General features: G+C 73.1%; 22 protein-coding genes. 3 read left to right on the forward strand and 19 right to left on the reverse strand.

The genetic code is table 11. From position 1 onward, the window contains the following. Positions 1-11: 11 nt before the first annotated feature. The 15 genes from AC6EH9_RS05720 to AC6EH9_RS05790 all read right to left on the reverse strand — a co-directional run bounded on the left by AC6EH9_RS05720 (position 12) and on the right by AC6EH9_RS05790 (position 16,179). Positions 12-1,079: an ABC transporter substrate-binding protein gene (locus tag AC6EH9_RS05720; protein ID WP_498421406.1), complete on the reverse strand. Its 1,068-nt coding sequence runs from the start codon at positions 1,077-1,079 to the stop codon at positions 12-14. Positions 1,080-1,240: 161 nt separating this feature from the next. Next, a complete protein-coding gene (locus AC6EH9_RS05725) occupies positions 1,241-1,711 on the reverse strand; it encodes a nucleoside deaminase (protein WP_498421410.1) in 471 nt (156 codons plus the stop codon). Then, a complete protein-coding gene (locus AC6EH9_RS05730) occupies positions 1,708-4,443 on the reverse strand; it encodes a molybdopterin-dependent oxidoreductase (protein ID WP_498421412.1) in 2,736 nt (911 codons plus the stop codon). The genes AC6EH9_RS05725 and AC6EH9_RS05730 overlap by 4 nt, the downstream gene beginning before the upstream one ends. Further along, the gene (locus AC6EH9_RS05735) at positions 4,440-5,288 is read right to left on the reverse strand and encodes an FAD binding domain-containing protein (protein ID WP_498421414.1); all 849 of its coding nucleotides are present in this window, start codon (positions 5,286-5,288) and stop codon (positions 4,440-4,442) included. Before AC6EH9_RS05735 ends, AC6EH9_RS05730 begins: the two co-directional genes overlap by 4 nt. Beyond that, the gene (locus AC6EH9_RS05740; protein WP_498421416.1) at positions 5,288-6,094 is read right to left on the reverse strand and encodes a MurR/RpiR family transcriptional regulator; all 807 of its coding nucleotides are present in this window, start codon (positions 6,092-6,094) and stop codon (positions 5,288-5,290) included. The genes AC6EH9_RS05735 and AC6EH9_RS05740 overlap by 1 nt, the downstream gene beginning before the upstream one ends. Then, the gene (locus AC6EH9_RS05745) at positions 6,091-7,347 is read right to left on the reverse strand and encodes an allantoate amidohydrolase (protein ID WP_498421418.1); all 1,257 of its coding nucleotides are present in this window, start codon (positions 7,345-7,347) and stop codon (positions 6,091-6,093) included. The genes AC6EH9_RS05740 and AC6EH9_RS05745 overlap by 4 nt, the downstream gene beginning before the upstream one ends. Continuing rightward, the gene (locus AC6EH9_RS05750; protein WP_498421420.1) at positions 7,344-8,561 is read right to left on the reverse strand and encodes a pyridoxal-phosphate-dependent aminotransferase family protein; all 1,218 of its coding nucleotides are present in this window, start codon (positions 8,559-8,561) and stop codon (positions 7,344-7,346) included. Before AC6EH9_RS05750 ends, AC6EH9_RS05745 begins: the two co-directional genes overlap by 4 nt. 36 nt (positions 8,562-8,597) lie before the next feature. Then, positions 8,598-10,010, reverse strand: a complete 1,413-nt coding sequence (gene allB / locus AC6EH9_RS05755; RefSeq protein ID WP_498421422.1) for an allantoinase AllB — start codon at positions 10,008-10,010, stop codon at positions 8,598-8,600. A gap of 10 nt (positions 10,011-10,020) precedes the next feature. Continuing rightward, positions 10,021-10,965 carry a factor-independent urate hydroxylase gene (gene pucL, locus AC6EH9_RS05760; protein WP_498421424.1) on the reverse strand — a complete coding sequence of 315 codons (945 nt, stop codon included), beginning with the start codon at positions 10,963-10,965 and terminating at the stop codon, positions 10,021-10,023. A 5-nt stretch (positions 10,966-10,970) separates the two neighbouring features. Then, on the reverse strand, positions 10,971-11,312 hold the full coding sequence (uraH, locus tag AC6EH9_RS05765) for a hydroxyisourate hydrolase (protein WP_498421426.1): 342 nt from the start codon (positions 11,310-11,312) through the stop codon (positions 10,971-10,973). Further along, positions 11,309-11,803 (reverse strand): 2-oxo-4-hydroxy-4-carboxy-5-ureidoimidazoline decarboxylase, encoded by a 495-nt coding sequence (gene uraD / locus AC6EH9_RS05770; protein ID WP_498421428.1) that lies wholly within the window; start codon positions 11,801-11,803, stop codon positions 11,309-11,311. Before uraD ends, uraH begins: the two co-directional genes overlap by 4 nt. 114 nt (positions 11,804-11,917) lie before the next feature. Beyond that, complete coding sequence (locus AC6EH9_RS05775; protein ID WP_498421431.1) at positions 11,918-13,447, reverse strand: AtzH-like domain-containing protein; 1,530 nt, start codon at positions 13,445-13,447, stop codon at positions 11,918-11,920. Beyond that, complete coding sequence (locus tag AC6EH9_RS05780; protein WP_498421434.1) at positions 13,444-14,511, reverse strand: acetamidase/formamidase family protein; 1,068 nt, start codon at positions 14,509-14,511, stop codon at positions 13,444-13,446. Before AC6EH9_RS05780 ends, AC6EH9_RS05775 begins: the two co-directional genes overlap by 4 nt. 96 nt (positions 14,512-14,607) lie before the next feature. Further along, positions 14,608-15,333 carry a class I SAM-dependent methyltransferase gene (locus AC6EH9_RS05785; protein ID WP_498421436.1) on the reverse strand — a complete coding sequence of 242 codons (726 nt, stop codon included), beginning with the start codon at positions 15,331-15,333 and terminating at the stop codon, positions 14,608-14,610. A 69-nt stretch (positions 15,334-15,402) separates the two neighbouring features. Continuing rightward, complete coding sequence (locus tag AC6EH9_RS05790; protein ID WP_498421439.1) at positions 15,403-16,179, reverse strand: exodeoxyribonuclease III; 777 nt, start codon at positions 16,177-16,179, stop codon at positions 15,403-15,405. Positions 16,180-16,224: 45 nt separating this feature from the next. On the opposite strand from AC6EH9_RS05790, the gene AC6EH9_RS05795 reads away from it, so the two are divergent. Continuing rightward, the gene (locus AC6EH9_RS05795) at positions 16,225-17,034 is read left to right on the forward strand and encodes a CDP-alcohol phosphatidyltransferase family protein (protein WP_498421441.1); all 810 of its coding nucleotides are present in this window, start codon (positions 16,225-16,227) and stop codon (positions 17,032-17,034) included. On the opposite strand, the gene AC6EH9_RS05800 is transcribed toward AC6EH9_RS05795, so the two are convergent. Both AC6EH9_RS05800 and AC6EH9_RS05805 read right to left on the reverse strand, forming a co-directional pair. Continuing rightward, positions 16,925-18,466: a PH domain-containing protein gene (locus AC6EH9_RS05800; RefSeq protein ID WP_498421443.1), complete on the reverse strand. Its 1,542-nt coding sequence runs from the start codon at positions 18,464-18,466 to the stop codon at positions 16,925-16,927. The genes AC6EH9_RS05795 and AC6EH9_RS05800 overlap by 110 nt on opposite strands. Continuing rightward, on the reverse strand, positions 18,463-18,978 hold the full coding sequence (locus AC6EH9_RS05805; RefSeq protein WP_498421445.1) for a PH domain-containing protein: 516 nt from the start codon (positions 18,976-18,978) through the stop codon (positions 18,463-18,465). Before AC6EH9_RS05805 ends, AC6EH9_RS05800 begins: the two co-directional genes overlap by 4 nt. Positions 18,979-19,046: 68 nt before the next feature. Between AC6EH9_RS05805 and AC6EH9_RS05810 the strand changes: the two genes are divergently transcribed. Continuing rightward, positions 19,047-19,889: an oxygenase MpaB family protein gene (locus tag AC6EH9_RS05810; RefSeq protein WP_498421448.1), complete on the forward strand. Its 843-nt coding sequence runs from the start codon at positions 19,047-19,049 to the stop codon at positions 19,887-19,889. A gap of 25 nt (positions 19,890-19,914) precedes the next feature. Here the strand turns inward: AC6EH9_RS05810 and AC6EH9_RS05815 are convergent, their stop codons facing one another. After that, complete coding sequence (locus AC6EH9_RS05815; RefSeq protein WP_498421451.1) at positions 19,915-21,195, reverse strand: HNH endonuclease signature motif containing protein; 1,281 nt, start codon at positions 21,193-21,195, stop codon at positions 19,915-19,917. A gap of 172 nt (positions 21,196-21,367) precedes the next feature. Between AC6EH9_RS05815 and ychF the strand changes: the two genes are divergently transcribed. Continuing rightward, positions 21,368-22,444, forward strand: a complete 1,077-nt coding sequence (gene ychF / locus AC6EH9_RS05820; RefSeq protein ID WP_498421453.1) for a redox-regulated ATPase YchF — start codon at positions 21,368-21,370, stop codon at positions 22,442-22,444. A gap of 185 nt (positions 22,445-22,629) precedes the next feature. Here ychF and AC6EH9_RS05825 read toward each other — a convergent pair whose 3' ends face one another. Further along, positions 22,630-23,685 carry a hypothetical protein gene (locus AC6EH9_RS05825; RefSeq protein ID WP_498421455.1) on the reverse strand — a complete coding sequence of 352 codons (1,056 nt, stop codon included), beginning with the start codon at positions 23,683-23,685 and terminating at the stop codon, positions 22,630-22,632. Positions 23,686-23,883 lie beyond the last annotated feature (198 nt).

The following is a 23,883-nucleotide window of genomic DNA, read 5'->3' on the forward strand; positions in this document are numbered from 1 at the left end:
TCACGCAGCTCTCAGGAGGGGAGCTCGGTGAGCTCGGGCTTCTCCTCGAGGAGCTCCTCGAGCAGGGAGAGGTCGAAGAGCTCGTCGGCCTCGATCTCGATGCCGGCGGCCGCCAACGTCTCGATGCACTGCGCGATCAGCTCGTCGGTGATCGTGAACAGGCCGTTCTCCTCGACCTCGGGGGTGACGATCAGGCCGGTCTGCACCTTGGACTGCTCGAGCTCCTTGTCCATGTCGAGGTCGAGGTCCGCGCCGTACTCCTCGACGGCCAGCCGGGCGCCCTCGTCGGGGTCGGCGAGCGCGTCCTGCCAGCCGCGGATCTCGGCCTCGAGGAAGTCCTTCACCTTCTCGGGCTCCTCGGCGATCATCTGATCGGTGGTGATCACGCTCTCCGCGACGAACGGCAGCCCGTTGTCGGCGAAGGGCAGGTTGGTGACATCGTGGCCCTCCATCGACAGGGTGATCGACTCGTTGGTGACGTAGGCCAGGAAGCCGTCCACCTCGCCGTCGACGAGCGGGGACGGGTCGTACTCCACCGGCACCTTGGTCACGTCGCCCGGGTCGATGCCGTTGACCTCGAGCAGGGCGTCGAAGAGGGTCTCGTTGCCGCCGGCCTGGACGCCGATCTTCTTGCCGACGAGGTCCTCGGGGGTGGCGATGTCGCCGCCGTCCTTCATCGACAGGATCGTGAAGGGGTTCTTCTGGAACTTCGTGCCGACGATCTTCAGCGGCGCGTCCTCGGCGGCGACGACCTGGGCGGTCGCGACCGCGTTGCTGAGCGCGAAGTCGGCCTCGCCCGCGGCGACCATGGTCTCGATCGGGCCGGGGCCGGGGGTGAGCTTCACCGAGCTGAAGCCGGCGTCCTCGTAGTAGCCCTTGGAGTCGGCGAAGAACTCCCCGACGAACTCGGCGTTCTTGATCCACGACAGCTGCACGGTGATCGCGCCGTGGTCGGCGCCCTCGGCCGCGGCGGCGGAGTCCGGCTCGTCGTCGGAGCCGCAGGCGCTGAGAGCGAGGCCGGCCACGAGGAGGGCGGTGAGGCTCGCCGCGCGGCGACGGCCTTGGAACGACAGGGTCATGGTTGATACTCCTTGGTTTCTGCGCCGGGCCGGCGCACGTCGTGGACGAGCCTCCGAGACGAGAGGGACGCTAGGAGCGGCGGATTTCGGCCCCCGACGGCGCAGGTTTCGGTCGCGTTAAAACGCTCGTTTCACCCCGGCCGGCGCAGGTTTCAGGCAGCTCAGTAGTCGGTTCGGGCCGGGTCGGCCAGCCACGCCGCGAACGGCGTCGCCGCATCGGGCAGCTCCAGGCGCTCGACCCGGGTCGGCCAGGTGGCCCGGTCCTGGGCGAGCAGCTCGTAGAAGGCCCGGTCGTCGAAGCCGCCGTGCGCGGCGTCCTCGCGGTCGGCGGCGTAGACCACCCGGTCCAGGCGCGCCCACAGCGAGCCGGCCACGCACATCGGGCAGGGCTCGCAGGAGGTGTAGAGCACGCACCCGGCCAGGGAGAAGTCGCCCAACACCCGCCCGGCCGCCCGGATCGCCTGCACCTCGGCGTGCGCGGTGGGATCGAAGTCGCGGGTGACCCGGTTCTGCCCGGTCGCCACCAGCTCGCCCGCGCGCACCACGAGCGCCCCGAACGGGCCGCCGCCCTCGGCGACGTTGGCGACGGCCAGGTCGATGGCGTGGGCCAGCCACAGGGAGTCGGAGCTCATGCGTCGTCCTTAGGGGTCGAGGGGTTCGGGTTCTGCAGGAGCCGCCACACCCGGTCGTGGCTCAGCGGCAACTCGTGCGGGCGCACCCCGAGGGCGTCGCGTACGGCGTTGGCCAGCGCGGGGGCGACCGGGTTGTAGGGCGCCTCGCTCATCGACTTGGCGCCGCGCGGCCCGAGCAGGTCGTGGGTGTCGGCGAAGAGCACCTCGGTGTCGGGCACGTCGGCCATCTGCGGCACGCGATAGCCGCGGAACGAGCGGGTCAGCACCTCGCCGTCCTCGAGCATCATCTCCTCGTAGAGCGTGCTGCCGATCGCCTGGGCGACGCCGCCCTCGACCTGCCCGCGCAGCTGCTCGGGGTTGATCACCACCCCGGCGTCGACGGCCTGCGCCGAGTGCAGGATCCGGACCTCCCCGGTGCGCCGGTCGACCGCGACCCGGGCGCCGTGCACGTTGAAGGCCACCGAGCGCGGCGAGCCGTGGTGCTCGCCGGCCGCGCTCAGCGGCGCCGCCAGCAGCACGTCGTACGGCGTGAGTCGATCGTCCTCGTGGCGCACGCCGTCGGGGCCGGGCTCACCGCCGCCGGCCAGCTTGACGAGCTCCTCGCGCAGGGACCGGGCGGCCGCCGCGACCGCGCCGCCGGCGACCACCGAGCCGGTCGAGCCGTAGGCGCCGGTGTCGTGCCCGCCGAGGTCGGTGTCGCTGGAGCGCAGCGTGACCCGCGCGGGGTCCACGCCGAGCTCGCCGGCCACGATCTGGGTGTGCACGGTGGCGGTGCCGTTGCCGAACTCCGCGGTCCCCACCTCGACGGTGACGGCGCCGTCGGGGGCGATCGTGACGCACGCGTCGGCGTGGTGCCCACGCGGCGGGATCGTCGCGATCATCGAGGCGGCCATGCCCTCGCCGACGGCCCAGTGGGGCCCGTCGGGCAGCGGGTGCTCGGCCTGCGCCAGGGAGCGCTCCACCAGGTCCAGGCACTGGTCGAGCCCGTAGCTGCCGAAGACCAGGTCGGCGTCGGGGGCCCCGTTCACCACGAAGTCGTCGCCGGGCACGACCACGTTGCGTCGCCTGATCTCGTACGGCGTGAGGCCGAGCTCGCGGGCCAGCTCGTCGAGCGCCGACTCGATCGCGAAGATGACCTGGCCCAGCCCGTAGCCGCGGAAGGCACCCGAGGGCACGTTGTTGGTGTAGACCGCCTCCGCGTCGAGGCGCTTGTTGGCGCAGCGGTACAGCGCGATCGACTCGTGGCAGCCGTGGAACATCACGCCCGGCGCGTGGTTGCCGTAGGCGCCGGTGTCGGTGAGCACGTCGAGGACCATCGCGGTCAGGGTGCCGTCGGCGTCGGCGCCGAGGGTGACCTCGACGCGCATCGGGTGGCGGCACGGCACCAGCGTGAACTGCTCCTCGCGGGTCAGCTCCAGCTGCACCGGGGCCGGCTCGCCGCGCTCGGCGAGCCGGAGCACCGCGAGGCCCACCAGGTCCTCCACGAGCATCTCCTGCTTGCCGCCGAAGCCGCCGCCGACCCGGGCGGCCAGCACCCGGACCCGGTCGCGGTCCAGGCCGAGGAGGTGGGCGAGCTCGTCGCGCACCAGGTAGGGCACCTGGGTGCTGGTGCGCACCACGAGCCGGCCGTCCTCGTCGATCCAGCCGCGCGCACCGTGGGTCTCCAGGGCGGCGTGGGTGACCCGGCCGGTGCGCCAGGTCCCGCTGACGACCGCGGCGGCCACGGCGAGGCCGGCCCCCACGTCGCCGACCTCGCCGTGGGTCTGGGCCACGACGTTGCGCTGAGGCTCGGCGATCCGCGAGCGCGTCGTGGGCTTGTCGCCGTGCAGCAGGGGAGCCCCGGGCGCGCGCGCCGCCTCGGGCTCGAAGACGGCCGGCAGCGGCTGGTAGGTCACCTCGATCAGCCGCAGTGCGGCCTCCGCGACGGCGACGGACTCGGCGATCACCGCGGCGACCCGCTGGCCGCGGTAGCGCACCACGTCGTCGAGCATCCGGGTGTCGTCGGGGTCGTCGAGGCGGCTCTGGTGCCGGCCGGTGGAGTACAGCACGTCGGGCACGTCGGCGTGGGTGAGCACCAACCGAACTCCGGGCAGCGCCTCGGCGCGGCCGGTGTCGATCGCGGTGATCCGGGCGTGGGCGTGCGGGCTGGTGAGCAGCTTGAGGTGCAGCACCCCGTCGCCGGGCAGGTCGAGGGTGTAGCGCTCCCGCCCGGTCACGATCCGCGGGCCCGCCGGGGCGGCCAGCGAGGTGCCGAAGGCGCCGCAGCCGGCGCGCTCGACGTTGCCGGTGCCGCGCAGGGCGTCCTTGATGGAGCGGTAGCCGGTGCAGCGGCACAGGTTGCCCTTGAACATCCGCGCGACCTGGTCGGCGTCGGCCAGCGGGTCGAGGCGGCCCTCCTCGTCGGCCAGCGACGCCGCGGTCACGACGTACCCGGCCGTGCAGAAGCCGCACTGGAAGCCGCCCGCCTCGACGAAGCGGCGCTGCACCGGGTGCGGCTCCTCGGGGCTGCCCAGCCCGGCGGCGGTGGTGATCTCGTGGCCGGTGCCGCGCACGGCCGGGACGAGGCAGGAGTGCACGGCGTGGCCGTCCACCAGCACCGTGCAGGCGCCGCAGTCGCCGGAGTCGCAGCCCTTCTTCACGTCCAGGCTGCCGTGCTCGCGCAGGAACGTGCGCAGGCACTGCCCGGGGGCGGGGACGGCGTCGACCGGCTCGCCGTTGACCAGCATGCTCATCGGATGCCCCCCTCGAGCAGCTCCGCGCAGACCTCGACCGCGAGCACGCCGGTGACGGCCCGGCGCCAGTCGCGGGGGCCGTGCGGGTCGTCGTACCAGCAGTCCACCTCGCCGAGCAGCGCCTCGAGTCGCGCCTGCGGCAGCTGGCCGGACACCGGGGACACCGATAGCCCGACCGGGCGCTCGGTGGCCGCGGTGAAGACCAGGTGCACGGTGCCCGAGTCCGTCAGCCGGCCGGTGACCACGGCCGAGGAGCGCCCGATCGGGCTCAGCGAGATCTTGCGGAAGGCGGTGCGCAGCGTCCGGCGCGGGTCCAGGGCGGCGCCCGGCACGTCGACGGCGCGCAGCACCTCGCCGGGGGCGAGCGTGGTGCGACCGGGACCGGTCACGAACCCGGCGACCGGCTCGCGCCGCTCGCCGCCGTCGGGGGTCCAGACGACGACCTCGGCGTCGAGGGCGGCCATCAGCGAGATCATCGCGCCGGCGGGCAGGGCCAGGCAGAGGTTCCCGCCGACGGTGGCGCCGTGCTGGACCTTGAACGACATCAGCAGTGCCTCGGCGCACGCGCGCACCATCCGGTGCGCCGAGCCGAGCACCGGCGGGGGTACGGCGAGCAGCTGCTCGATGGTGCACGTCGCGCCGATCCGCAGCCGCCGGTCCGCGCCGGAGCCGATCAGCTCCCAGGCCGGCCAGCCCAACGTGGTCAGGTCGACCAGCCCGGTGGTGTGCGGCTGCGGCTCGGAGAACAGCCAGGTGCCGCCGGCCAGCAGCGTCTCGCCCGGGGCCAGGGAGAGGTCGGCGCGGGTGCGCGCGGGGCGCAGCGAGGCCACCGTGCCCAGGTCCATCACTCCACCTCCCCGAGCCGGCCGTAGGAGCGGCTGATCGCGCCCACCCGGGCACGGGCGGCGCGGCCGACCTCACAGAGCACGCCGTCGGCGATCACGCCGACCAGGCTCATCGCGGCCGCGTAGCTGTCGAAGGCCAACCCCGAGGCGACCGGGCACTCCAACCACACGTCGGCGTGGGCCGCGTGCTCGCGCGCGGTGGGGTCCGCGACCAGGACGACCATGGCGCCGGTGGCGGCGGCCTCGGCCATGAACGCGGCGAAGCCGGCGGGACGGCGGCGGAAGCCGATCACGACCAGCGCGTCGCCGCGGCCCAGGTCGGCGAGCTCCTCGCCGGTCGTCTGGCCCGGCAGGGGGGCCAGGTGCACGTCCGGGCGGGCGTGCGCCAGCTGGGAGCGCAGGTGCAGCGCGACCGGGTGGCTGTTGCGCCAGCCGACGACGCTGACGCGCCGGGCGCCGGCCAGGCCGGAGACCACCTCCGCCAGCCGTGGCTGGGTCAGGGCGCGCAGCACCGCCTCGGCCTCGTCGCCGGCGTGGGCGGCCAGGTCGGGTGCCCCTTCGAGGCGGTGCGGCTCCCCGGCCTGGCGCAGCGCGCGCAGGTGGTCGCGGACCTCGTCGAAGTCGGCGAAGCCGAGGCTGCGGAACAGCCTGCTCATCGTCGCCTTGGACACCCCGGCCAGCGTCGCGAGCTCGGCGGCGCGGTAGGTGGCCAGGTCGTCGAGGTGCTCCAGCAGCGTCTCGGCGGCCCGCCGCTCCTGCGGGGAGAGCTCGGCGTGGTGGGCGGCGATCCGCTCGTCGATCCTCATGACCGCGGCGCTTCGGCGGTGCGGGCGGCCACCGCGAGCACGGCCGCCTCGAAGGCGTCGAGGCCGCGCGCCACGTCGAGCTCGCGGACGTCCTCGTCGGGGGCGTGGGAGATGCCGTCGTGGCAGCGCAGGAACAGCATCGCGATGTCGGTGCCGGCGGCGGCGAGCGCCATCGCGTCGTGCCCGGCGCGGCTCCACAGCGCCATCGGGGTGCGGTCCCCGGTGGCCGCGATACCGGCGACCACCGCCTCCTGCAGCCACCCCGCGCACGGGGCGGCCGGCGCCTCATGCGTCTGGGTGACCTCCAGGCGCAGCCCGCGGGCGGCGCACAGGCTCTCCAGCTCGGCGCGGATGGTGTCCCACATCGCGTCGCGCTCGGCGTCGGTGGCCGCGCGCAGGTCGAGGGTGAGCTCGGCACGCCCGGCGATCACGTTGACCGCTGCGGGGTGCACCTCGATCCGCCCCACCGTGGCGATGCACTCCGAGGCCCGGCCGAGCCGCTCGATCGTGGTGATCGCCTCGCCGGCACCGGCCAGGGCGTCGCGCCGGCGCGGGTACGGCGTGCCGCCGGCGTGACGTGCCTCGCCGAGGATCGTGAGCAGGAACCGCCGCGCCCCGGCGATGGTGGTGACGTAGCCCAGGGAGGCGTCCGCTTCCTCCAGGTGCGGGCCCTGCTCGATGTGCGCCTCGAGGTAGCCGAGGAGCTCGCCGGAGGCGCGCGCCGCCTCGCCGACCCGGGCCGGGTCGAGCCCCAACGCGGTGAACGCCTCGCGCAGGGAGGTGCCGTGCTCGTCGGCGAGCGCCCACCAGGCGTCGTCCCAGGTGCCGGCCACGGCCCGGCTGCCGAGCAGTGCGGTGCCGAAGCGGGCGCCCTCCTCGTCGCCGAAGCCGATCACCTCCAGGGCGAACGGCAGCTCCTCGGCCCGGGCCGCCAGCCGCTCGGCCACCGCCAGCGCCATCACCACCCCGAGCATCCCGTCGTAGCGCCCGGCGTCGGGCACGGTGTCGAGGTGCGAGCCGAGCAGCAGCGCCGGCAGCCCGGGGGCGCGGCCCTCGAGGCGGCCGCAGACGTTGCCGGCCGCGTCGACCCAGGTGCGCAGCCCGGCGCGCTGCATCCAGGAGGCGACCAGGGCGTTGGCCCGGGCGTGCTCGGGGGTCAGGTGGAGCCGGGTCAGCGAGCCTGGGGTGGAGGTGAGCGCGGCCAGCTCGTCGCAGCGGGTGAGCACCTCCGCAGCGGTGTTGCGCGTGCTCACGAGGCGTACACCTCCCGGGCCGCGCCGACGCCGCCGCCGGCGGTGAGCGCCACGCCGGCGGCCCGCAGCACCTGCTCGAGGGCGGCCAGCGTCGTCAGCACCGCATCGCGGCGGGCGTTGTGGCCCATCGTCCCGATCCGCCAGACACGCCCGTGCAGCGGCCCGAAGGAGGTGCCGATCTCGATGCCGAAGTCGTCGAGCAGCGCGGCGCGGACCCCGTCGCCGTCGACCCCCTCGGGGATCTGGACGGCGACCACGTTGTTCATCTTGTGGGCGAGGTCGCCGAAGACGCCCAGGCCGAGGCCCTGCACGCCGGCGAGCATCGCGGCCCCGTGCAGCCGGTGCCGCTCGACGGCCGCGTCCAGCCCCTCGGCGACCAGCAGCCGGGCGCACTCGCGCGCGGCGTACAGCATGCTGGTCGCCTCGGTGTGGTGGTTGAGCCGGCGCTCGCCCCAGTAGTCCATGATCATCGCCAGGTCGAAGTAGTTCGACGCGATCCGGGTGCCGCGCGCGGCCTCGCGGTCCTCGCGCAGACCCGCCTCGACGTGGCGGCGGGCCTCGACGACCTCCACCGCGCGCGGGGACAGCGAGATCGGGGCGCTGCCCGACGGCCCGCCCAGGCACTTCTGCAGCCCGGCCGAGGCGACGTCGATGCCCCAGGCGTCCATCTCGAAGACGTTGCCGCCCAGCGAGGCGGTGGCGTCGCAGTAGAGCAGCACGTCGTGGCGCCGGCAGATCTCGCCGAGGTCGGCCAGCGGCTGGCACATCGTGGTGCTGGTGTCGCCCTGGACCAGCGCCAGCACCTTGGGGCGCACGGCGAGCACGGCCTCCTCGACCTGCTCGGGGGTGAAGACCTCGCCCCAGGGCACCTCGATCGTGTGCACCTCGGCGCCGCAGCGCTGCGCGATCTCGGTGAGCAGGTGCCCGAAGCGGCCCAGCACCGGCACCAGCACCCGGTCGCCTGGCTCGAGCAGCGAGACCAGGGCGGCCTCGATGCCGGCCCGCGCGGTGCCGTCGACCAGCAGCGTCTGCGGGTTGGCGGTGCGGAAGACCTCGCGGTAGAGCGCCATCGTCTCGCCCATGCACGCGGTCATCGCGGGGTCGAACTGCCCGACGAGCTGGGCCGACATGGCCCGCAGCACCCGCGGGTCGACCGTGATCGGCCCGGGGCCCATCAGCAGCCGCGGCGGCGGGTTGATCTCGTCGAGGTCCATGGGGTCCTTCCGGTCGGACAGAGGCGTGCGGGGAGCCTAGGAAACCGGTGTTTCGCCGGTGTTGCCGTTGCGAGTCGGCTGTTTCACCAGTTCCGGGCGGCGCAGCAGCCGGCCCCGCCGACCGGTCCCGGCGACGAGGTGACCGCCGAGCAGGGTGTGGGTGACCTGCCCGTCCAGGCGGTGCCCGTCGTAGGCCGAGAGCGGGTTGCGGTGGGCGAGGTGCTCGGCGCGCACCAGCAGCGGGGCGGCGGCGTCGTACACGGCGAGGTCGGCGTCGGCGCCCACCTCGATCCGGCCCTTGCCGGGCAGGCCGACCAGGTCGGCGGTGCCGCGGGCGGTCCACCGGCTCACCTGCGCCATCGACAGCCCCCGGCGCAGCGCCTCGTGGGCGAGCGCGGCGAAGCCGACCTGGAGGCCGGCGATCCCGCCCCAGGCGAGCTGGAGGTCGCCGTCGCCGCGGAGCTTCTCGGCGGCGGTGGCGGGGGAGTGGTCGCTCACCACCACGTCCACCACCCCCTCGGCCAGTGCCGCCCACAGCTCCTCACGGTTGCCGGCGTCGCGGATCGGCGGGCAGCACTTGTGCACCGCGGAGGCGTCGGGGATCGCCTCGGCGGCGAAGGTCAGGTAGTGCGGGCAGGTCTCCACGGTGATCGCCAGCCCCTCGGCCTTGGCGTCGGCGATCAGCGGCAGCGCGCGGGCGCTGGACAGGTGCAGCACGTGCACCCGCGCGCCGCTCTCGCGGGCGCCGCGGACCACCTGCGCGATCGCGGCGGTCTCGGCCTCGTCGGGGCGGGAGGCGAGGAAGTCGGCGTAGGCCCGGCTGGCCCGGGCGGGCGCCGCGGCGAGCACGCCGGGGTCCTCCGCGTGCACGACCATCAGCGCGCCGAGGCGGGCGACCTCGCGCAGCGCGGCGCGGAACCCGGCCGGGTCCAGCGGCGGGAACTCCTCGACGCCGGAGGGGGACAGGAAGCACTTGAAGCCGAAGACCCCGGCCTCCCACAGCGGCTCCAGGTCCGCGACGTTGCCCGGCACGGCGCCGCCCCAGAACCCGGTGTCCACGCTGAGCTGGCCACCGGCGGCGGCGCGCTTGGTCGCCAGCGCCGCAGCGGTGGTGGTCGCCGGGATGCTGTTCAGCGGCATGTCGACGACGGTGGTCACCCCGCCCAGCGCCGCCGCCCGGGTGCCGGTGGCGAACCCCTCCCAGCGGGTCCGGCCGGGCTCGTTGAGGTGCACGTGGGTGTCCACGGCCCCGGGCACCACGTAGGCGGTGTCGGGCGCCTGCAGCAGCCGGGTCCCGGCCGGCAGCGGGTGCTCGTACGGCGCGACGGCGCCGATCCGGCCGTCCTCGAGGAGCACCGTGGCCGCCACCGTGTCGTCCCCGACGACGACCCGGCGACCGCGGACCGCCTGCAGGGGCGCTGTGCCCTCCGTACCGTCCGTGCCGGTCATCGCTGCACCCTCAGCAGAACCCGGGCACGCCGGCCCAGAGCTCGGGGACCTGGGCGGCCCCCTCGCGCTGGACGCTCGCCTGGATCAGGCCGTAGGGACGGTCGGCGGCGAGGAAGACGGCGTTCGGGTTGTCCAGCCCGAACGGCTCCAGGTCGACCAGGAAGTGGTGCTTGTTGGGGCACGACAGCCGCACCTCGGCGACCTCGGCGAAGGCCTCCAGCACCGCCTTGCCCATCTCGAAGATCGTCTGCTGCAGGGCCAGCGAGTGCAGGTCGGCGAAGCGGGCCAGCATCAGGTCGCGGATCGCGGCGTAGCTGGCGTTGAAGTCCAGCGCCTCGAGGTCGGCGTCCTCGCGGTAGCGCCACCACACGGTCAGCGAGGTGGCCAGGATCCGGTCGTCGGTCTCGGCGAGCGTGGTGTAGCGATCGCGCGGGAAGCCGTGGAACTCCGAGCCGGTGGACTTCAGCACCGTGCAGTCCTTGAGCCCGGCGATCACGTCGACGCGGTCCCCGTCGCGCTGGACCACGGCGGTGCGGGTCTCGCGGCCCTCGCGGACGAAGGCGTGCTCGTGCGGGGTGCCGTCGACGCCGATCCGCGCCCAGGCGTACTGCTCGGCCTCCCAGCGGCCCCCGGTGACCCAGTCGAAGGAGCCGACGAAGTGCTCGGCGAGCCGCATCAACAGCCGCTCGGGGGAGCCCACCCCGTGCTCGCGGGCGAAGGCGTAGAGGGTGTTCTTCTGGGTGTCGGTGGCCACCACCCGCGCGTTGTCGCCGACGGTGTGCGCGGCGGTGAAGTCGCCGCGCAGCTGCGAGGTGACGTTGAGGTCCTCGATCTCGTGCACCCCGCCCTGGGCCTCGCTGTCGTCGCGGGTGATCCGCACCAGGCGGCACTCGGCCTTGCCGTACTGGTTGGGGCCCAGGACGATGCGTCTCTGCTCGATCGTGGCGTCGCTCACCGGGTTCAGCTCCCTCGGTAGGTGGTGTAGGAGTAGGGGCTCAGCAGCAGCGCCAGGTGGTAGTGCTCCTCGCCGGCGGCGACGTGGAAGGCGACGCGGACCTCGGGGAAGAGCGAGTCGCGCCCGGCTGCGGCGTACCAGGGCCCGGTCGCGAAGACGAGGGTGTGGCTGCCGGGGGCGAGTCCGTCGGCACCGGTGTCGAGGCGGGCCCGGCCGTCGGCGTCGGTGACGCCCTCGGCCAGGGTGGCCGGACCGTCGCGCCCGTCCGGTCCGAGCAGCCGTACGCCGATGCCGGCGCCGGGGCGGCCGCGGGCGGCGTCGAGGACGTGGCTGCTGCAGGTGGTCATTGGAGCACCTCGCCGAGGCGCAGCAGCGCGATCTCGCGCAAGTGCTCGGCCACTACGGCGTCCTCGGTCTCGGGGTCGTGGTGCAGCCGCTGCTCGAGGCTGTCCAGGATCTCCTCGGCGCTGCGCCCGCGGGCGCGGATCAGGAAGATCCGCCCGAAGCGCTCCTCATAGGTGCGGTTGCCGGCCGCCAGCCGGGCCCGCAGGTCGGCGTCGGAGCCGTCGACCCCCTGCTGGTCACGGGCGCTCATCGACGCGCTGACGCCCTCGCCGGTGTGCGCCGAGCCGATCCGGGGATGGTCGGCCAGGGCCTCGTCGACCTCACGGCGCGACCAGGTCCGGGCGGCCAGGTCCGCGGTCGCCAGCACCTCGCCCAGACCGGCGTACGGCCTGCCCGCGACGACCTGCTCGACCCACGAGCCGACCGCCGCGCAGGGGCGTACGACGCCTGCGGCGGCGTCCGGTGTGAGCCGGTTGAACTCTGCTATGTCCACGGGGACCTCCCTCTGCGCCCCGACCGTAGGGGGCGGTTGTAACGCCAACCGGAACATGCGTTTCTTGGACGTTAAACCTGAAACGTCCGGTGCTGGGCCCCCCCGACGCTCGGATCAGGAGGTGAGCGAGGCAGCGAGGTGGAGCAGCTCGCGGTCGCGTCCCGGTGCGGCGACCAGGCAGACGCCGCAGGGCAGGCCGTCGGCGGTCTCGATCGGGAGGCTGACCGCGGGCAGGCCGCCGATCCCGGCCAGGCAGGTCAGCGCCATGGTCGCCTCGCGCACCGCCTGCAGGCCCTCCCCGAGCCGGGGGGCGACCGAGGAGGCCGAGGGCAGCACCAGCACCCGGTCGCCGAGCAGGTCGCGCAGGATCGCCCGGGCCTCGCCGACCCGGGCGCCGGCCCGGGCGGCCTGCCCGGCGTCGATGCGCGAGGCCGCCCGGAAGCGGCCGCCGACGTCCTCGCCCAGCAGCCCGGGGGAGTCCATCAGTCCAGGGGAGTCCAGCCGCGGGCTCAGCCAGGACCCGTGGACCTGCCAGGCCTCCCAGGCCTGCAGGGTCTGGAAGGCGGCGAGCCAGTCCGCCAGGTCGTCCAGCGGCCAGGCCTCGCGCCGGGTGGGCCACTCGTCGCAGGCGGCCTCGACCGCCTCGGCCACGTCCGGAGCGGCGAGCCCGACCAGCTGGGCGACGACGACCAGGTCGGGGGCGGACAGCGCGTCACTGCCCGGGGGCAGCAGCACGTCGCCGACGGCGGCGAGGGTGGCGGCGTCGCGGGCCAGCCAGCCGACGGCGTCGAAGGACGGGGCCAGCGGCAGCACCCCGGCCTGCGGCACGGCGCCATGGCTGGTGCGGATGCCGAAGAGGCCCTGGTAGGCCGCCGGCACGCGGATCGAGCCGCCGGTGTCGGTGCCCAGCCCGACCCGGGCGTGGCCCAGCGAGACGGCGCTGGCCGAGCCCGACGTGGAGCCGCCCGGGACCCGGTGCGGTGCCCGCGGGTTCGGCGGGGTGCCGGTGTGCGCGTTGGTGCCGGCCAGGCTGTAGGCGAACTCGTCGGTGCGCGCGATCCCGCGCACCGCCGCCCCCGCGTCGAGGAGCCGGCCCACCGCCCACGCGTGCTCGGTCTCCACCGCCGCCTCGGCGAGCCAGGCCGGGTTCCCCGCGCCCACCCGATGCCCGGCCACGGCGTAGAGGTCCTTCACCGCGACGTCGACCCCGTCCAGCGGGCCGGGCGCGGTGGGCGGCACCAGCGGGTCGCCGACGACGCGCCACACCCGGGTGTCCAGGGCCGGGGGCGGCGCGCTGACGTGCGCGGCGGTGATCGCCCAGCCGGTGGGCAGCCGGGCCCAGAGCTGCGTCTGCTGCCCGCGGCCGCCGCGCAGCGGCTCGGTCACGGCGACGACCAGGGCGTGGTCGTCGTCGACGGGACGCACGTGGAGCTCCACGATCGTCCGCGGCGGGGCCCCGCCGCGGGCGCCGCGGAAGGCGCTGATCGTCTCGTGGCCGACCAGCAGGCCGGCGGCGTCACCGCGCAGGGTGGCCGGCCCGGGGGCGAACAGCCGGTCGAGCGCGGCGAGGTCGTCGCTCATCAGCGCCCGCTCGTACTCCCAGAACGCCGCGACCAGGCCCTCGGGGGCGCAGGGGAGGCTCATCGGAAGTCCGCGGTGCGGATCTTGGCGTGCACGCCCTTCACCACGTCGACGACCTGGGAGATGTCGAAGTCGGTCGCCGCGCTGAGGTAGGCGTAGGCCAGCCGGGGGTCCATCCCGTAGCGCGCCTGCAGCAGCGCGATCGCGGCCCGCACACAGTTCTGGACGGCGACGTCGAGGTCGGGGTCCATCCCGGTCGGCACCAGCAGCTCCGCGGTGCGCGCCAGCGGCCCGGCGAGCTCGCCGAACTCGCGCACCGCGTCCTCGCGGGCCAGCACGTCGAAGCGCAGGGTGGCCCGCAGCGACGCCTCCATCGCGGTCAGCGACACCTCGCCGTCACCCTGCGCGAAGTGCGGGTCCCCGACGTAGGCCAGCGCCCCCGCCACCTGCACCGGCAGGTAGAGCGTGGCGCCCACGGTGAGCAGGTTGATGTCGATGTTGCCTCCGTGCGCGCCCGGGGGGACCGAGTGGGGCCGCTGGTCGCCGTCGACCGCCACGCCCATGATCCCCAGGAAGGGGGCCAGCGGGAAGGCCACCCGCGGCTCGCCCCCGGGGACCAGCGGCAGCACGCCGTGCGGGCCGTCGGGGCCCTCGCGCACGCCGGCGAAGGCGCTGAAGACCTCGGCCCCCTCCAGCGGGTACTCGCCGGGCAGCGCCCCGCGTCCGTGCCGGTTGGAGATCACGCCGTACGGCACCCGCGGCAGCGTCTCGAGGACGGTGATCGCGAGCAGGTCGCCGGGCCGGGCCCCGCGCACCTCGATCGGGCCGGTGACCACGTGCGGGCCGTCGCGGCCTGGCCGGTGCTCGACGTCGGAGGCCGCGAGCGCGACCGCGTCGTCGAGCACGCCCGGCACGCCGTACGGCTCGAAGAACGCGCACGGGTCGCGGCCCTGGTCCTCGAGGATCCCCTCGTGGCTGATCGTGTCCACGGTGACCTCGGTGCCGGGCTCGATGCTCAGCACCGGGGAGTCCGCCGCGCAGGGCAGCCGCCCCCAGAGCAGGTGGTCGACGGTGGCGGGCAGGTACGTCGCGGCGCGCACGGGCCCGACGCCGGGCTGGAGGATCATGGCCCGAACGTAGGCAACGCGTGTTTCAGTTGTGTGCCGCCGCGTGTTCCGCAGGTTTCAGCGGTTGCGCCAGACTCTCAGCGGCTTCGCCAGACTTCAGCGGCTTCGCCAGGCCCGGAACTCCTCGAGGATCTCGGCGAAGTCCGCCAGCCGCAGCACGTCCTGCTCGAGGACGAACTGCTCGAAGCTGAGCGCGGCGATCTCGGCGACGGTGCGCTCGGTGACCTCCGGGCGTCGCTCGCGCCAGATCACCGCCTGGCCGTGGTTGTCGCCGATCGTGCGGTAGGTCAGGTCCTGGTAGAAGGTGTCGATGAACCAGACCAGCTTGTAGACGTCGCCCATCCACGCCTTGCGCTGGACGCCCAGCCACTCCTTGACGGTCAGGAAGTTCTCCCGGTCGGAGATCGAGGCCAGGTACGTCGGCGGCTGGACGTCGTCGATCACGATGACGCCGTCGGGCTGCAGGTGGGCCAGCGCGTTGGTGAGGTCGCGCAGGGTCTGCTCGAAGGTGTGCAGCCCGTCCAGGAAGATCACGTCGAACAGCTCGTCGGCGCCGACGATCGAGCCGAAGTACTCGTCGCTGGTGACCTGGTGGTAGGCCGTGTTCGGGTTGGCCCGCTCGGCGGCGACGTGGTCGAAGAGGAAGTCCGGGTCGACCGCGACCTTGTGGGCGGCCGTCACCCGGTCGAACGTGCGACCCCGCTGCACCCCGACCTCGAGGTAGCGCGGCTTGTCGTAGAGCTCGAGGAGCTGGCGCAGCACCACGGGGCGCGCGACGAACGGGGGCCGGTCCGGCTGGCCGGGCGGGGCGGGCTGGTTCACGGGTGCTCCTGTCGGTTCGAGCAGGTTGTGGCGGACGTCACCTGGACCCTAGCCACCCCGGGCCCGGAATCAGCGCAGATCCACGACCACCGGCGCGTGGTCGGAGGCCCCGGTGCCGGCGCGCTCCTCGCGGTCGATGAACGCGTGGGTGACCCGCTCGGCCAGCGAGGGGGACCCGAGGACGAAGTCGATGCGCAGCCCGCGGTTGCGCTCGAAGCGCTGGCGGTAGTAGTCCCAGTAGGTGTAGACGTCCGGTCCGGGGGTGTGCGGGCGCACCACGTCGACGTACCCGTCGTCGAGGAAGGCCTGGAAGGCGGCGCGCTCCGGCGGCGTCACGTGCGTGGACTTCGCGAACTGCAACATGTCGAAGACGTCCTCGTCGCGCGGCGCGATGTTCCAGTCGCCGACCAGGGCGGTGTCCTCGCCCAGCCAGCCGCCGGCCGCCTCGCGCAGCCGGGCCAGCCACTCGAGCTTGTAGACGTAGTGCGGGTCGCCGACCTTGCGCCCGTTGGGCACGTAGAGCGACCAGATCCGCACCCCGCCGCAGACGGCGCCCATCGCGCGGGACTCCGCGACGGCCGGGTCGCCGAAGCCGGGCATCTGCTCGAAGCCGACCTGGACGTCGTCGAGGCCCACCCGGCTGATCAGCGCGACCCCGTTCCACTGGTTGGTGCCACACGCGGCGACCTCGTAGCCGAGCGACTCCAGCCCCATCAGCGGCAGCTGCTCCGGGCGTGCCTTGGTCTCCTGCAGGGCCAGGACGTCGACGTCGTGGCGCTGCAGGAAGGCCTCGACGCGATCGATACGGGAGCGAAGCGAGTTCACGTTCCAGGTGGCGATGCGCATGTGAGGAATCTACGGTGAGCGCTGAGGGCCCTACGATCCTGCCTCATGGACACGATCACCAGGGCCACGCCGGGTGCGCGGGTTGCCGCCGGACTCGTCCACGTCTACACCTCCGTCGGCGTCGCGCTGGCCCTGCTCATGGTCCACCTCTCCTACGAGGGCGACGTCAAGGCCGTGCTGTGGCTGTTCCTCGCGGCGATGGTGATCGACGGCACCGACGGGTTCCTGGCGCGTCACCTGCGGGTGAAGACGGTGATGCCGGGCTTCGACGGGGCGCTGCTGGACAACATCGTGGACTACATCACCTACGCGTTCGCGCCGATGGTGCTGCTGTGGGCCAACGGCTACCTGCCCGACGGCGTCTGGGGCGGGGTGGTCGCGATGCTGCCGCTGCTCGCCTCGTGCTACCAGTTCTGCCGCTCGGACGCGAAGACCGACGACCACTTCTTCCTGGGCTTCCCGAGCTACTGGAACATCGTCGCCTTCTACGTGGTCGTCTTCGGGTGGGGCACCGGCGTCACCGCGACCGTGCTGCTGGTCTTCGCGGTGCTGGTCTTCGTGCCGATCAAGTACCTCTACCCCTCGCGCACCGAGGAGCTGTGGGCGCTGAACATGACGCTGGCCGTGGTCTGGCTGGCTCTGTTCGGCGCGATCGTCGCGCAGCTGCCCGACCCGTCGGTGCTGCTGGTGGCGCTGTCGTTCGGCTACCCGCTCTACTACACCGCGGTCAGCCTGTGGCTCACGCTCAGGACGCGTGCCGGCTCACGGAAGCAGGCGCGGACAGGTACGGCGTCAGCATCCCCGGAGTCGCCGCGTCTGCCAGGGCTATCCCCGTCCGAAGGGGGACGTCGGTGACGACCACCCGCTCCGGGCCGGCGGCGGTGGTGGCGACCAGTGTGGCCAGTCCGCGGCGGCGCTGAAACCAGCTCTGGCGCACCACCCAGCCGATGATGCCGTCGGTCTCCAGCGCGGTGGTCACCCGGGCCACCGACGGCGCCCGGGAGACCAGGTGGTCGTGGTGCAGCCCGTGGCCCAGGTGGGCGTAGCCGACCTCTGCCACCGCAGCCCCGATCCCGGCCAGGACGGCCAGCACGAGCGGGGGCACCCACAGCGGCCCGTCCAGGCCGACGGTGGCCGCGGTGACCCCGGCGGTGAGGAACACCGTGGGCCACTGGCAGCGCACGTGGCGGCGCCGGCGCGCGTCCGGCCCGTGCGGAGTCAGCGCCGCGTCGAGGACGCCGGCCACCCCCAGGATGTCGTGCCCGACCCGCCGGTCGACGTCCACCGGGCTGGGGGGGAGCACCTTCGTCGCCCCCGACTCGCCGGTGCCGGTGGCCAGCGTGGTGAGCTCGGCGCCCCCGGCGAGCCGCAGCAGCAGCGGCTCGCTGAGCTCGACGCCGCGCACCCGGGCCTCCTCGACGCTGGTGGAGCGGGTGGTGAACAGACCCGCGGTGAGGCGCAGGTTGCCCGACTCGCGGGTCAGGCGCAGGTTCCACCACTGGATGACGTAGCCGCCGATCGCGACGGCCAGCCAGACCAGCAGCGCCAGCACCGCGCCGACGACCACGATCAGCACGAGGGCCTGGGAGGCGATCCAGTCCCCGACGGAGCGCACCCGGTCGGCCTCGAGCACCGGCACCTCGCCGGCCAGCTGCGACCCGGCGCCCAGTACGCCGGCCAGCACCACCAGCCGCCCCAGGCTGAGCGGGGCGAAGCGCAGCCAGGACCAGTCGATCCGGGCGAGCTCCTGGGCCGGTTCCTGCGGGGGCTCCGGGGCGGGCTCCTGGGGCGGCTGCCAGCCGGGCTCCTGGGGGACCGGCACCGGGACCTCGGCGGTCGCGGAGGCGCGGGTCAGCAACCGCGTGCGCAGTCGATCGGCGTCGGGGACGGTCAGCGCCTCCAGCTCGATCCGGGTCTCGTCGACCCCGGTCCCGACCTGGACCTTGGTCATCCCCAGGAGCCGGTGCAGCAGCGGAGCCTCGAGGTCCACGCTGCGTACCCGGTCCAGCGGCGCGGTCAGCCGGGTCTTGTTGAGCAGGCCGCGGCGCACCTCGAGCTGGGTGGCGCTGACCCGGTAGAAGGTCGTGAACCACGGGATGAGGCCCAGCAGCAGGGCGCCGCCCACCAGCACGGGCAGCGCCACCAGCATCCAGACGATGTCCTGACTGCTGATGCCGATGACGGCGACGATCAGCGGCACCGCCATCTGGCGCAGCGTCCGCACCGGACCGATCAGCATCAGCTGGGGAGCCAGCCGCAGCCACCCGTCGTCGGGGTCGCGGCTCACGTGGCGTCGCCCTCGGTGGCGCCGGTGATCTCGGTCAGCTCGGCCACGGTCACCCGGGCGACCTCGTCGTCCAGGCCGAAGATGGTGATCGGGCCGGCGGCCGACGCGGTGGTCACTGTGATCGAGGTCAGGTGGAACAGTCGCATCAGCACGCCCTGGGTGGAGTCCACGGTCTGCACCCGCGACAGCGGTGCGATGCGCTGCTCGCGGTTGATCCAGCCGCTGCGGGTGAACACCGCGACCGGCGTGACCTCCCAGCGGTGGATCCGGAAGCGGACGGTGGGCATCACCAGCACGTAGCCGATCGTCGCGAGCACCACGGCCGCCGCCGCGGCGTACGCCCACCAGGGCCGCTCGGGCAGCAGCCAGCAGCCGACCCCCAGCGCGATCCAGAGCAGCAGGGTGTTGATCGTGGCGACCAGTCGCCAGTAGGAGACCGCGCGCGGCGAGACGCTGCGGTCGGGGTCGCGCAGGATGGGGCCCCGGTCGCGGGCATCGGGGGGAGTGGTCACCGCAGCACCCTAGGGGGTGGCTTTCTGTCTCTCGACGCCGAACCGCGCCCGGAGGGACGATGTCGACCGTGGAGGGAATCGAGCCGGTGGACGAGGGTGCTCGCGCGGCCACGCCCGACCCGGCCGAGGCCCGGTTCGGACTGGCCGACTTCTTCGGCGAGGCGATGCTGCTGCTCGGCGCCGGGTCGACGGTGATGTACCAGCTCGCCAGGAAGGGCGTGGGGCTCGGAGTCGCCGAGCACAGCACGACGTTGGCGCGGCCGGTCGACCGGCTGCGGACCACGCTCAGCTACGTCTACGTGATGACGCGGGGCACCGAGCCGGAGCGCCGGGAGATCGCCCGGTTGGTCAACCGGATGCACGCGACCGTGCGCTCGCCCGGCCGGTACCGCGCCCACGACCCCGACCTGCAGCTGTGGGTGGCCGCCACGCTGGCCCGCAACGGCGAGGTGATCTACGAGCGGGTCTTCGGGGCGATGGACGAGGCCACCCGGGAGCGGGTCTATCGGGAGGCGTGGGTGTTCGGCACCGCGCTCCAAGTGCCGGAGCGGATGTGGCCGCAGACCCGCGCGGAGTTCGAGGCCTACTGGCAGGAGTCGCTGCTCACGCTGGAGGGCGACCCGACGGTGCAGGCCTATGCCCGGCGCCTGCTCTCGACGCGCGAGTCCCCGTGGCTGCTGCGCCCGCTGATCGTGCTGCAGAGCCTGATGACCCGCGGCAACCTCGACCCGCGCACCCGCGATCTCCTCGCGCTGCCGTGGTCGAGGCGCGACCAACGGCGCTACGACAGGTTCTGGCGGCTCTTCGTGCCGGTCTACCGGCGGATCCCGCGGCCCGTGCGTCAGTTGCACGCCACCTGGCTGATGCGCGACCTGCGCCGGCGGCTGCGCCAGGGGCGGCGGGTGATCTGAGGCTTCCGCGGTTGACGGCGCAGCGTTAACAGCGCCGGGCGTAGCGCACGGACCCGTCGGGCATCCAGTGATGGTCGTAGCCGCTGTCGTGGGCGCGATGGTGATGGTGGGAGCACAGCAGCGACAGGTCGGCCCGATCGGTGGTGCCGCCGCGGGCCCAGGGGTCTCGTCGGTGATGGGCCTCGCACCAGGTGGCGGGGATGGTGCAGCCCTCGGCCTGGCAGCGGGGGTGGCGCAGGGCGTGCGCGTGGCGCTGCGCGGTGCTGAAGAAGCGGCTGCTGCGGCCGAGGTCCAGGACCTGGCCGCGCCCGCCGAGGACCGCCGGGATGATCCGGGACTGACACGCCAGGCGGCGCAGCTGGTGCAAGGACAGCGGCGCGCCGTCGCCGCCGGTGGCGTCGGTGCCCCCGGTGAGGGTGGCCGTGCCGGTGTCGCGCTGGAGCTGGTCGAGGCCGACGGTGACGATGACCGTGACCGGTGAGCGGCCGTGGCTGGGCAGCTGGTCTACGGGCAGGCGCTCGAGCAGGGCGCAGAAGGCGTGGCCGAGGAGCTGGTCGTGGGGCAGTCGCTCCCCGGTGGCCGAGTCGCGGGTCTCCACGCCGTCGCGGCGGGGAGAGGTGAGGGCGTGCAGGGCCGTGCTGAGGATCGCGGCGCTGGCGGTGGGCAGGTCGATGGTGATCCGCTTCAGCCCGGGGCCGAGGGTGCGGGTGCTCAACCGGGTCTTGGCGTAGGCCTGCTGCTCCTCGCGCTCGAGGGCCTGGCGCTCGATCTCCTCGGCGACGTCGGGGGCGACGACGTCGAGGATGCGCCGGGCCAGGCGGGTCAGGTCGTCGGGGCCGAAGTCGGCGGCGTAGCCGATGAGCGTCTTCTCGGCGCGCGACATCACCTCGGCGCCCAGGCGCGTCGTGGGCAGGGCGTCCAACGCGGTGGCGATCACCCGCGCCTGCGCGATGTTCACCTCGCCGGCGCGCAGCGCGCTCCCGGTGGCGGGGTAGGTGCGTTCCAGGGTGGTGGCGAGTCGGGCCTCCTGGGCGGCGCCGGCCCGGTGGGTGCGGGTGGTGTGCGCCAGCCAGGACGCGATGGTGCGGGCGCCGGCATCGGCGGCGACATCGTCGGCGTGGGCCAGCACGCTCAGCTTCAGGCCGACCAGACGCGCCTCGAGGCGGGCCAGGTCGACGAGGAGGCCGGACTTGACCTCGGCGGACAGGTAGAGCGGGTCGCTGGCGCTCGCGTCGTCCAAGGCCTCGGCGATGGTCTCGACGCACGCCTGCAGCGGGTGCGGGGACGGGGCCGAGGACTGCTTCATGACCCCACGCTAGGGGTCGCCACCGACAGTGCGGGTGGCTCCGATCGGGCCTGTTGACAACCACCCTCGGCATCGAGGCTGTGGACGAAAGGTGGCCCGCAGCACCCTCGCCCGGCGTACCTCCGGCCACTGATTGCGGCCAACTTCCTCGGCGCCCGTAGACTCGCGCCCCGTGGCTCTCACCATCGGTATCGTCGGACTCCCCAACGCGGGCAAGTCGACCCTCTTCAACGCCCTGACCAAGAACGACGTGCTCGCGGCGAACTACCCGTTCGCGACGATCGAGCCGAACGTCGGCGTGGTCGGTGTCCCCGACGACCGTCTCCCGCGCCTGGCGGAGATCTTCGGCAGCGCCAAGATCCTGCCCGCGACGGTCGAGTTCGTCGACATCGCCGGGATCGTGGCCGGGGCGTCGCAGGGGGAGGGGCTGGGCAACAAGTTCCTCGCCCACATCCGTGAGTCCTCCGCGATCTGCCAGGTGACCCGCGTCTTCCGCGACGAGGACGTCACCCACGTCGACGGCGAGGTCAACCCCGGCAACGACATCTCCACCATCCAGACCGAGCTGATCCTGGCCGACCTGCAGACGGTGGAGAAGGCGATCCCGCGCCTGGAGAAGGAGGCGCGCGGCAACAAGTCGCTCACCGCGAACCTCGAGGCCGCCAAGGAGGCGCTGGGCCACCTCGAGGCGGGTACGCCGATCATCGCCACCAAGGTCGACCGCGAGCTGATCCGCGAGCTGTCCCTGCTGACCGCGAAGCCCTTCATCTACGTCTTCAACTGCGACGCCGACGAGCTCGGCGACGAGGAGCTCAAGGACCGGATGCGCGCGCTGGTCGCCCCGGCCGAGGCGATCTTCCTCGACGCCAAGTTCGAGGCGGAGCTGGTCGAGCTCGGCGACGACGACGAGGCCCGCGAGATGCTCGCCGAGATGGGCGTGACCGAGCCCGGCCTCGACGTGCTGGCCCGCGTCGGGTTCGACACGCTCGGGCTGCAGACCTACCTGACCGCCGGCCCCAAGGAGACCCGCGCCTGGACGATCCCCAAGGGCGCCACGGCTCCCGAGGCGGCCGGGGTCATCCACACCGACTTCCAGCGCGGCTTCATCAAGGCAGAGATCGTCTCCTTCGACGACCTGGTGGCCGCCGGCTCCATGCAGAAGGCCAAGGAGGCCGGCAAGGTCCGCATGGAGGGCAAGGACTACGTGATGGCCGACGGCGACGTGGTGGAGTTCCGCTTCAACGTCTGAATCGGCGTAAAAGCGCAGGTCAGAGGGGGTGTGGACCCCTGCGGTCCGCACTGAGTCCGCAAAAGTTTCAGCGTGACGTGCTTGCGGGACCCGTTCTGAGGGCGCGCGTGGGCTCTTGATCTGTCGGTGGCCTGCTCTCTTCACCTCGGGCTTTGGCGGTGGTGTGACGCGCGCTTGCCCTGGCCTCAGCCTGCAGAATCGGACAAGGCTTCCCGCTCGCCCCGGTCGTCAAGAATCCACTCGGAGCCGTCGGATTCGACTTCCCCCAAACGCGTATATGGGCCGTGCGCGCCGAGGAAGTCGACCGCCACCTGGACATGGTTTGCGGTGTCCCACGAGTTTGGGGCTCGCCCATGATGCACAGCGTCGACACGAGCCTTGTTCAGAGCTCGCAACGCTGCGAATGGGACTGCGAACTCCAAGCCTGAGGCCTCCGCGATGTCGATGAACGTACCGAACATGGGCTTTCGGCTGAGGCGAGCAGCCTGGGCCTCGGGCAATTGCTTTACTCGTGAGGTCACCTCCCGAGCCAGAGCGACTTCGACCGCTGTTGCAGCATCGACGGTCGCACGACGATTGGATCCCCGGGCATGCGCGGCGCGTGCGTCGCGGCTCAATAGCTCCTCCAGAGGAGGCTCTCGACCGTCACGTACTGCCGCTAGGATCATTCGCCACTCCTCCAGCTGCACCGGCCGGATGCGCGGGGTCGTGATTGTCAGCGCAAGGCTGGCGTCGTGGGGCGGCGAGACGAACGACAACCCGGGCGCGACGTCTTCGGCATCGAAGACGCGATGCTTGGGGTCGAGGTCCTGACCGGTCAGGACCTCGACCCAACTGCGAACCTCGTCGAACCAGTTAGCAATGACCTCGACGAGGCGATCGTCGAGGCCCGCCCAGGACCTCGTTGCATGTGCTGGAGCCTGGACTTCAGTGACCGCAACGCGAACCAACGCGGTCGCAGGGCGCAAGGATTCGGGAATAAATGCGCCGAACTCCTGGGTCCAGACGGTGAGTTCGCCAGCCTCGTGTAGGTCATGGAGAGCATGAGCCCGCTCCCCGGTCTTCAACGAGCGAACGAGGCCATCGACCGGCGGCGCTGCTCCGATGAGCGGGTGATCTTCGGGCATGACGAGGTTGAATCCGACCGGGCCGTAGCCGCTGGGATAGGTGGCACCGAGGGTCGCGCAGGTGACCCAGATCGGTACTGGCAACTCGTAGATGGCAACAACGTCCATGTTCAACCTCCGGATCGTAGCCCCTGTCTATCGGCAGAGCCAGTCTCTTCGCTTTGCGGGACGGCTACGCGGACGATTCTTCCCGACACCCAGAGGGATGGTGGAGAGGGGGCGGACGACACACTGCAACGCGCGCGCGTTAACTTACTTTCGACTCGATTTGTCGGCACTTCCTGCTAATATAGGTGTGTATTCAGCATCTGC

This window comes from Nocardioides sp. Z21_20 (assembly GCF_059766585.1).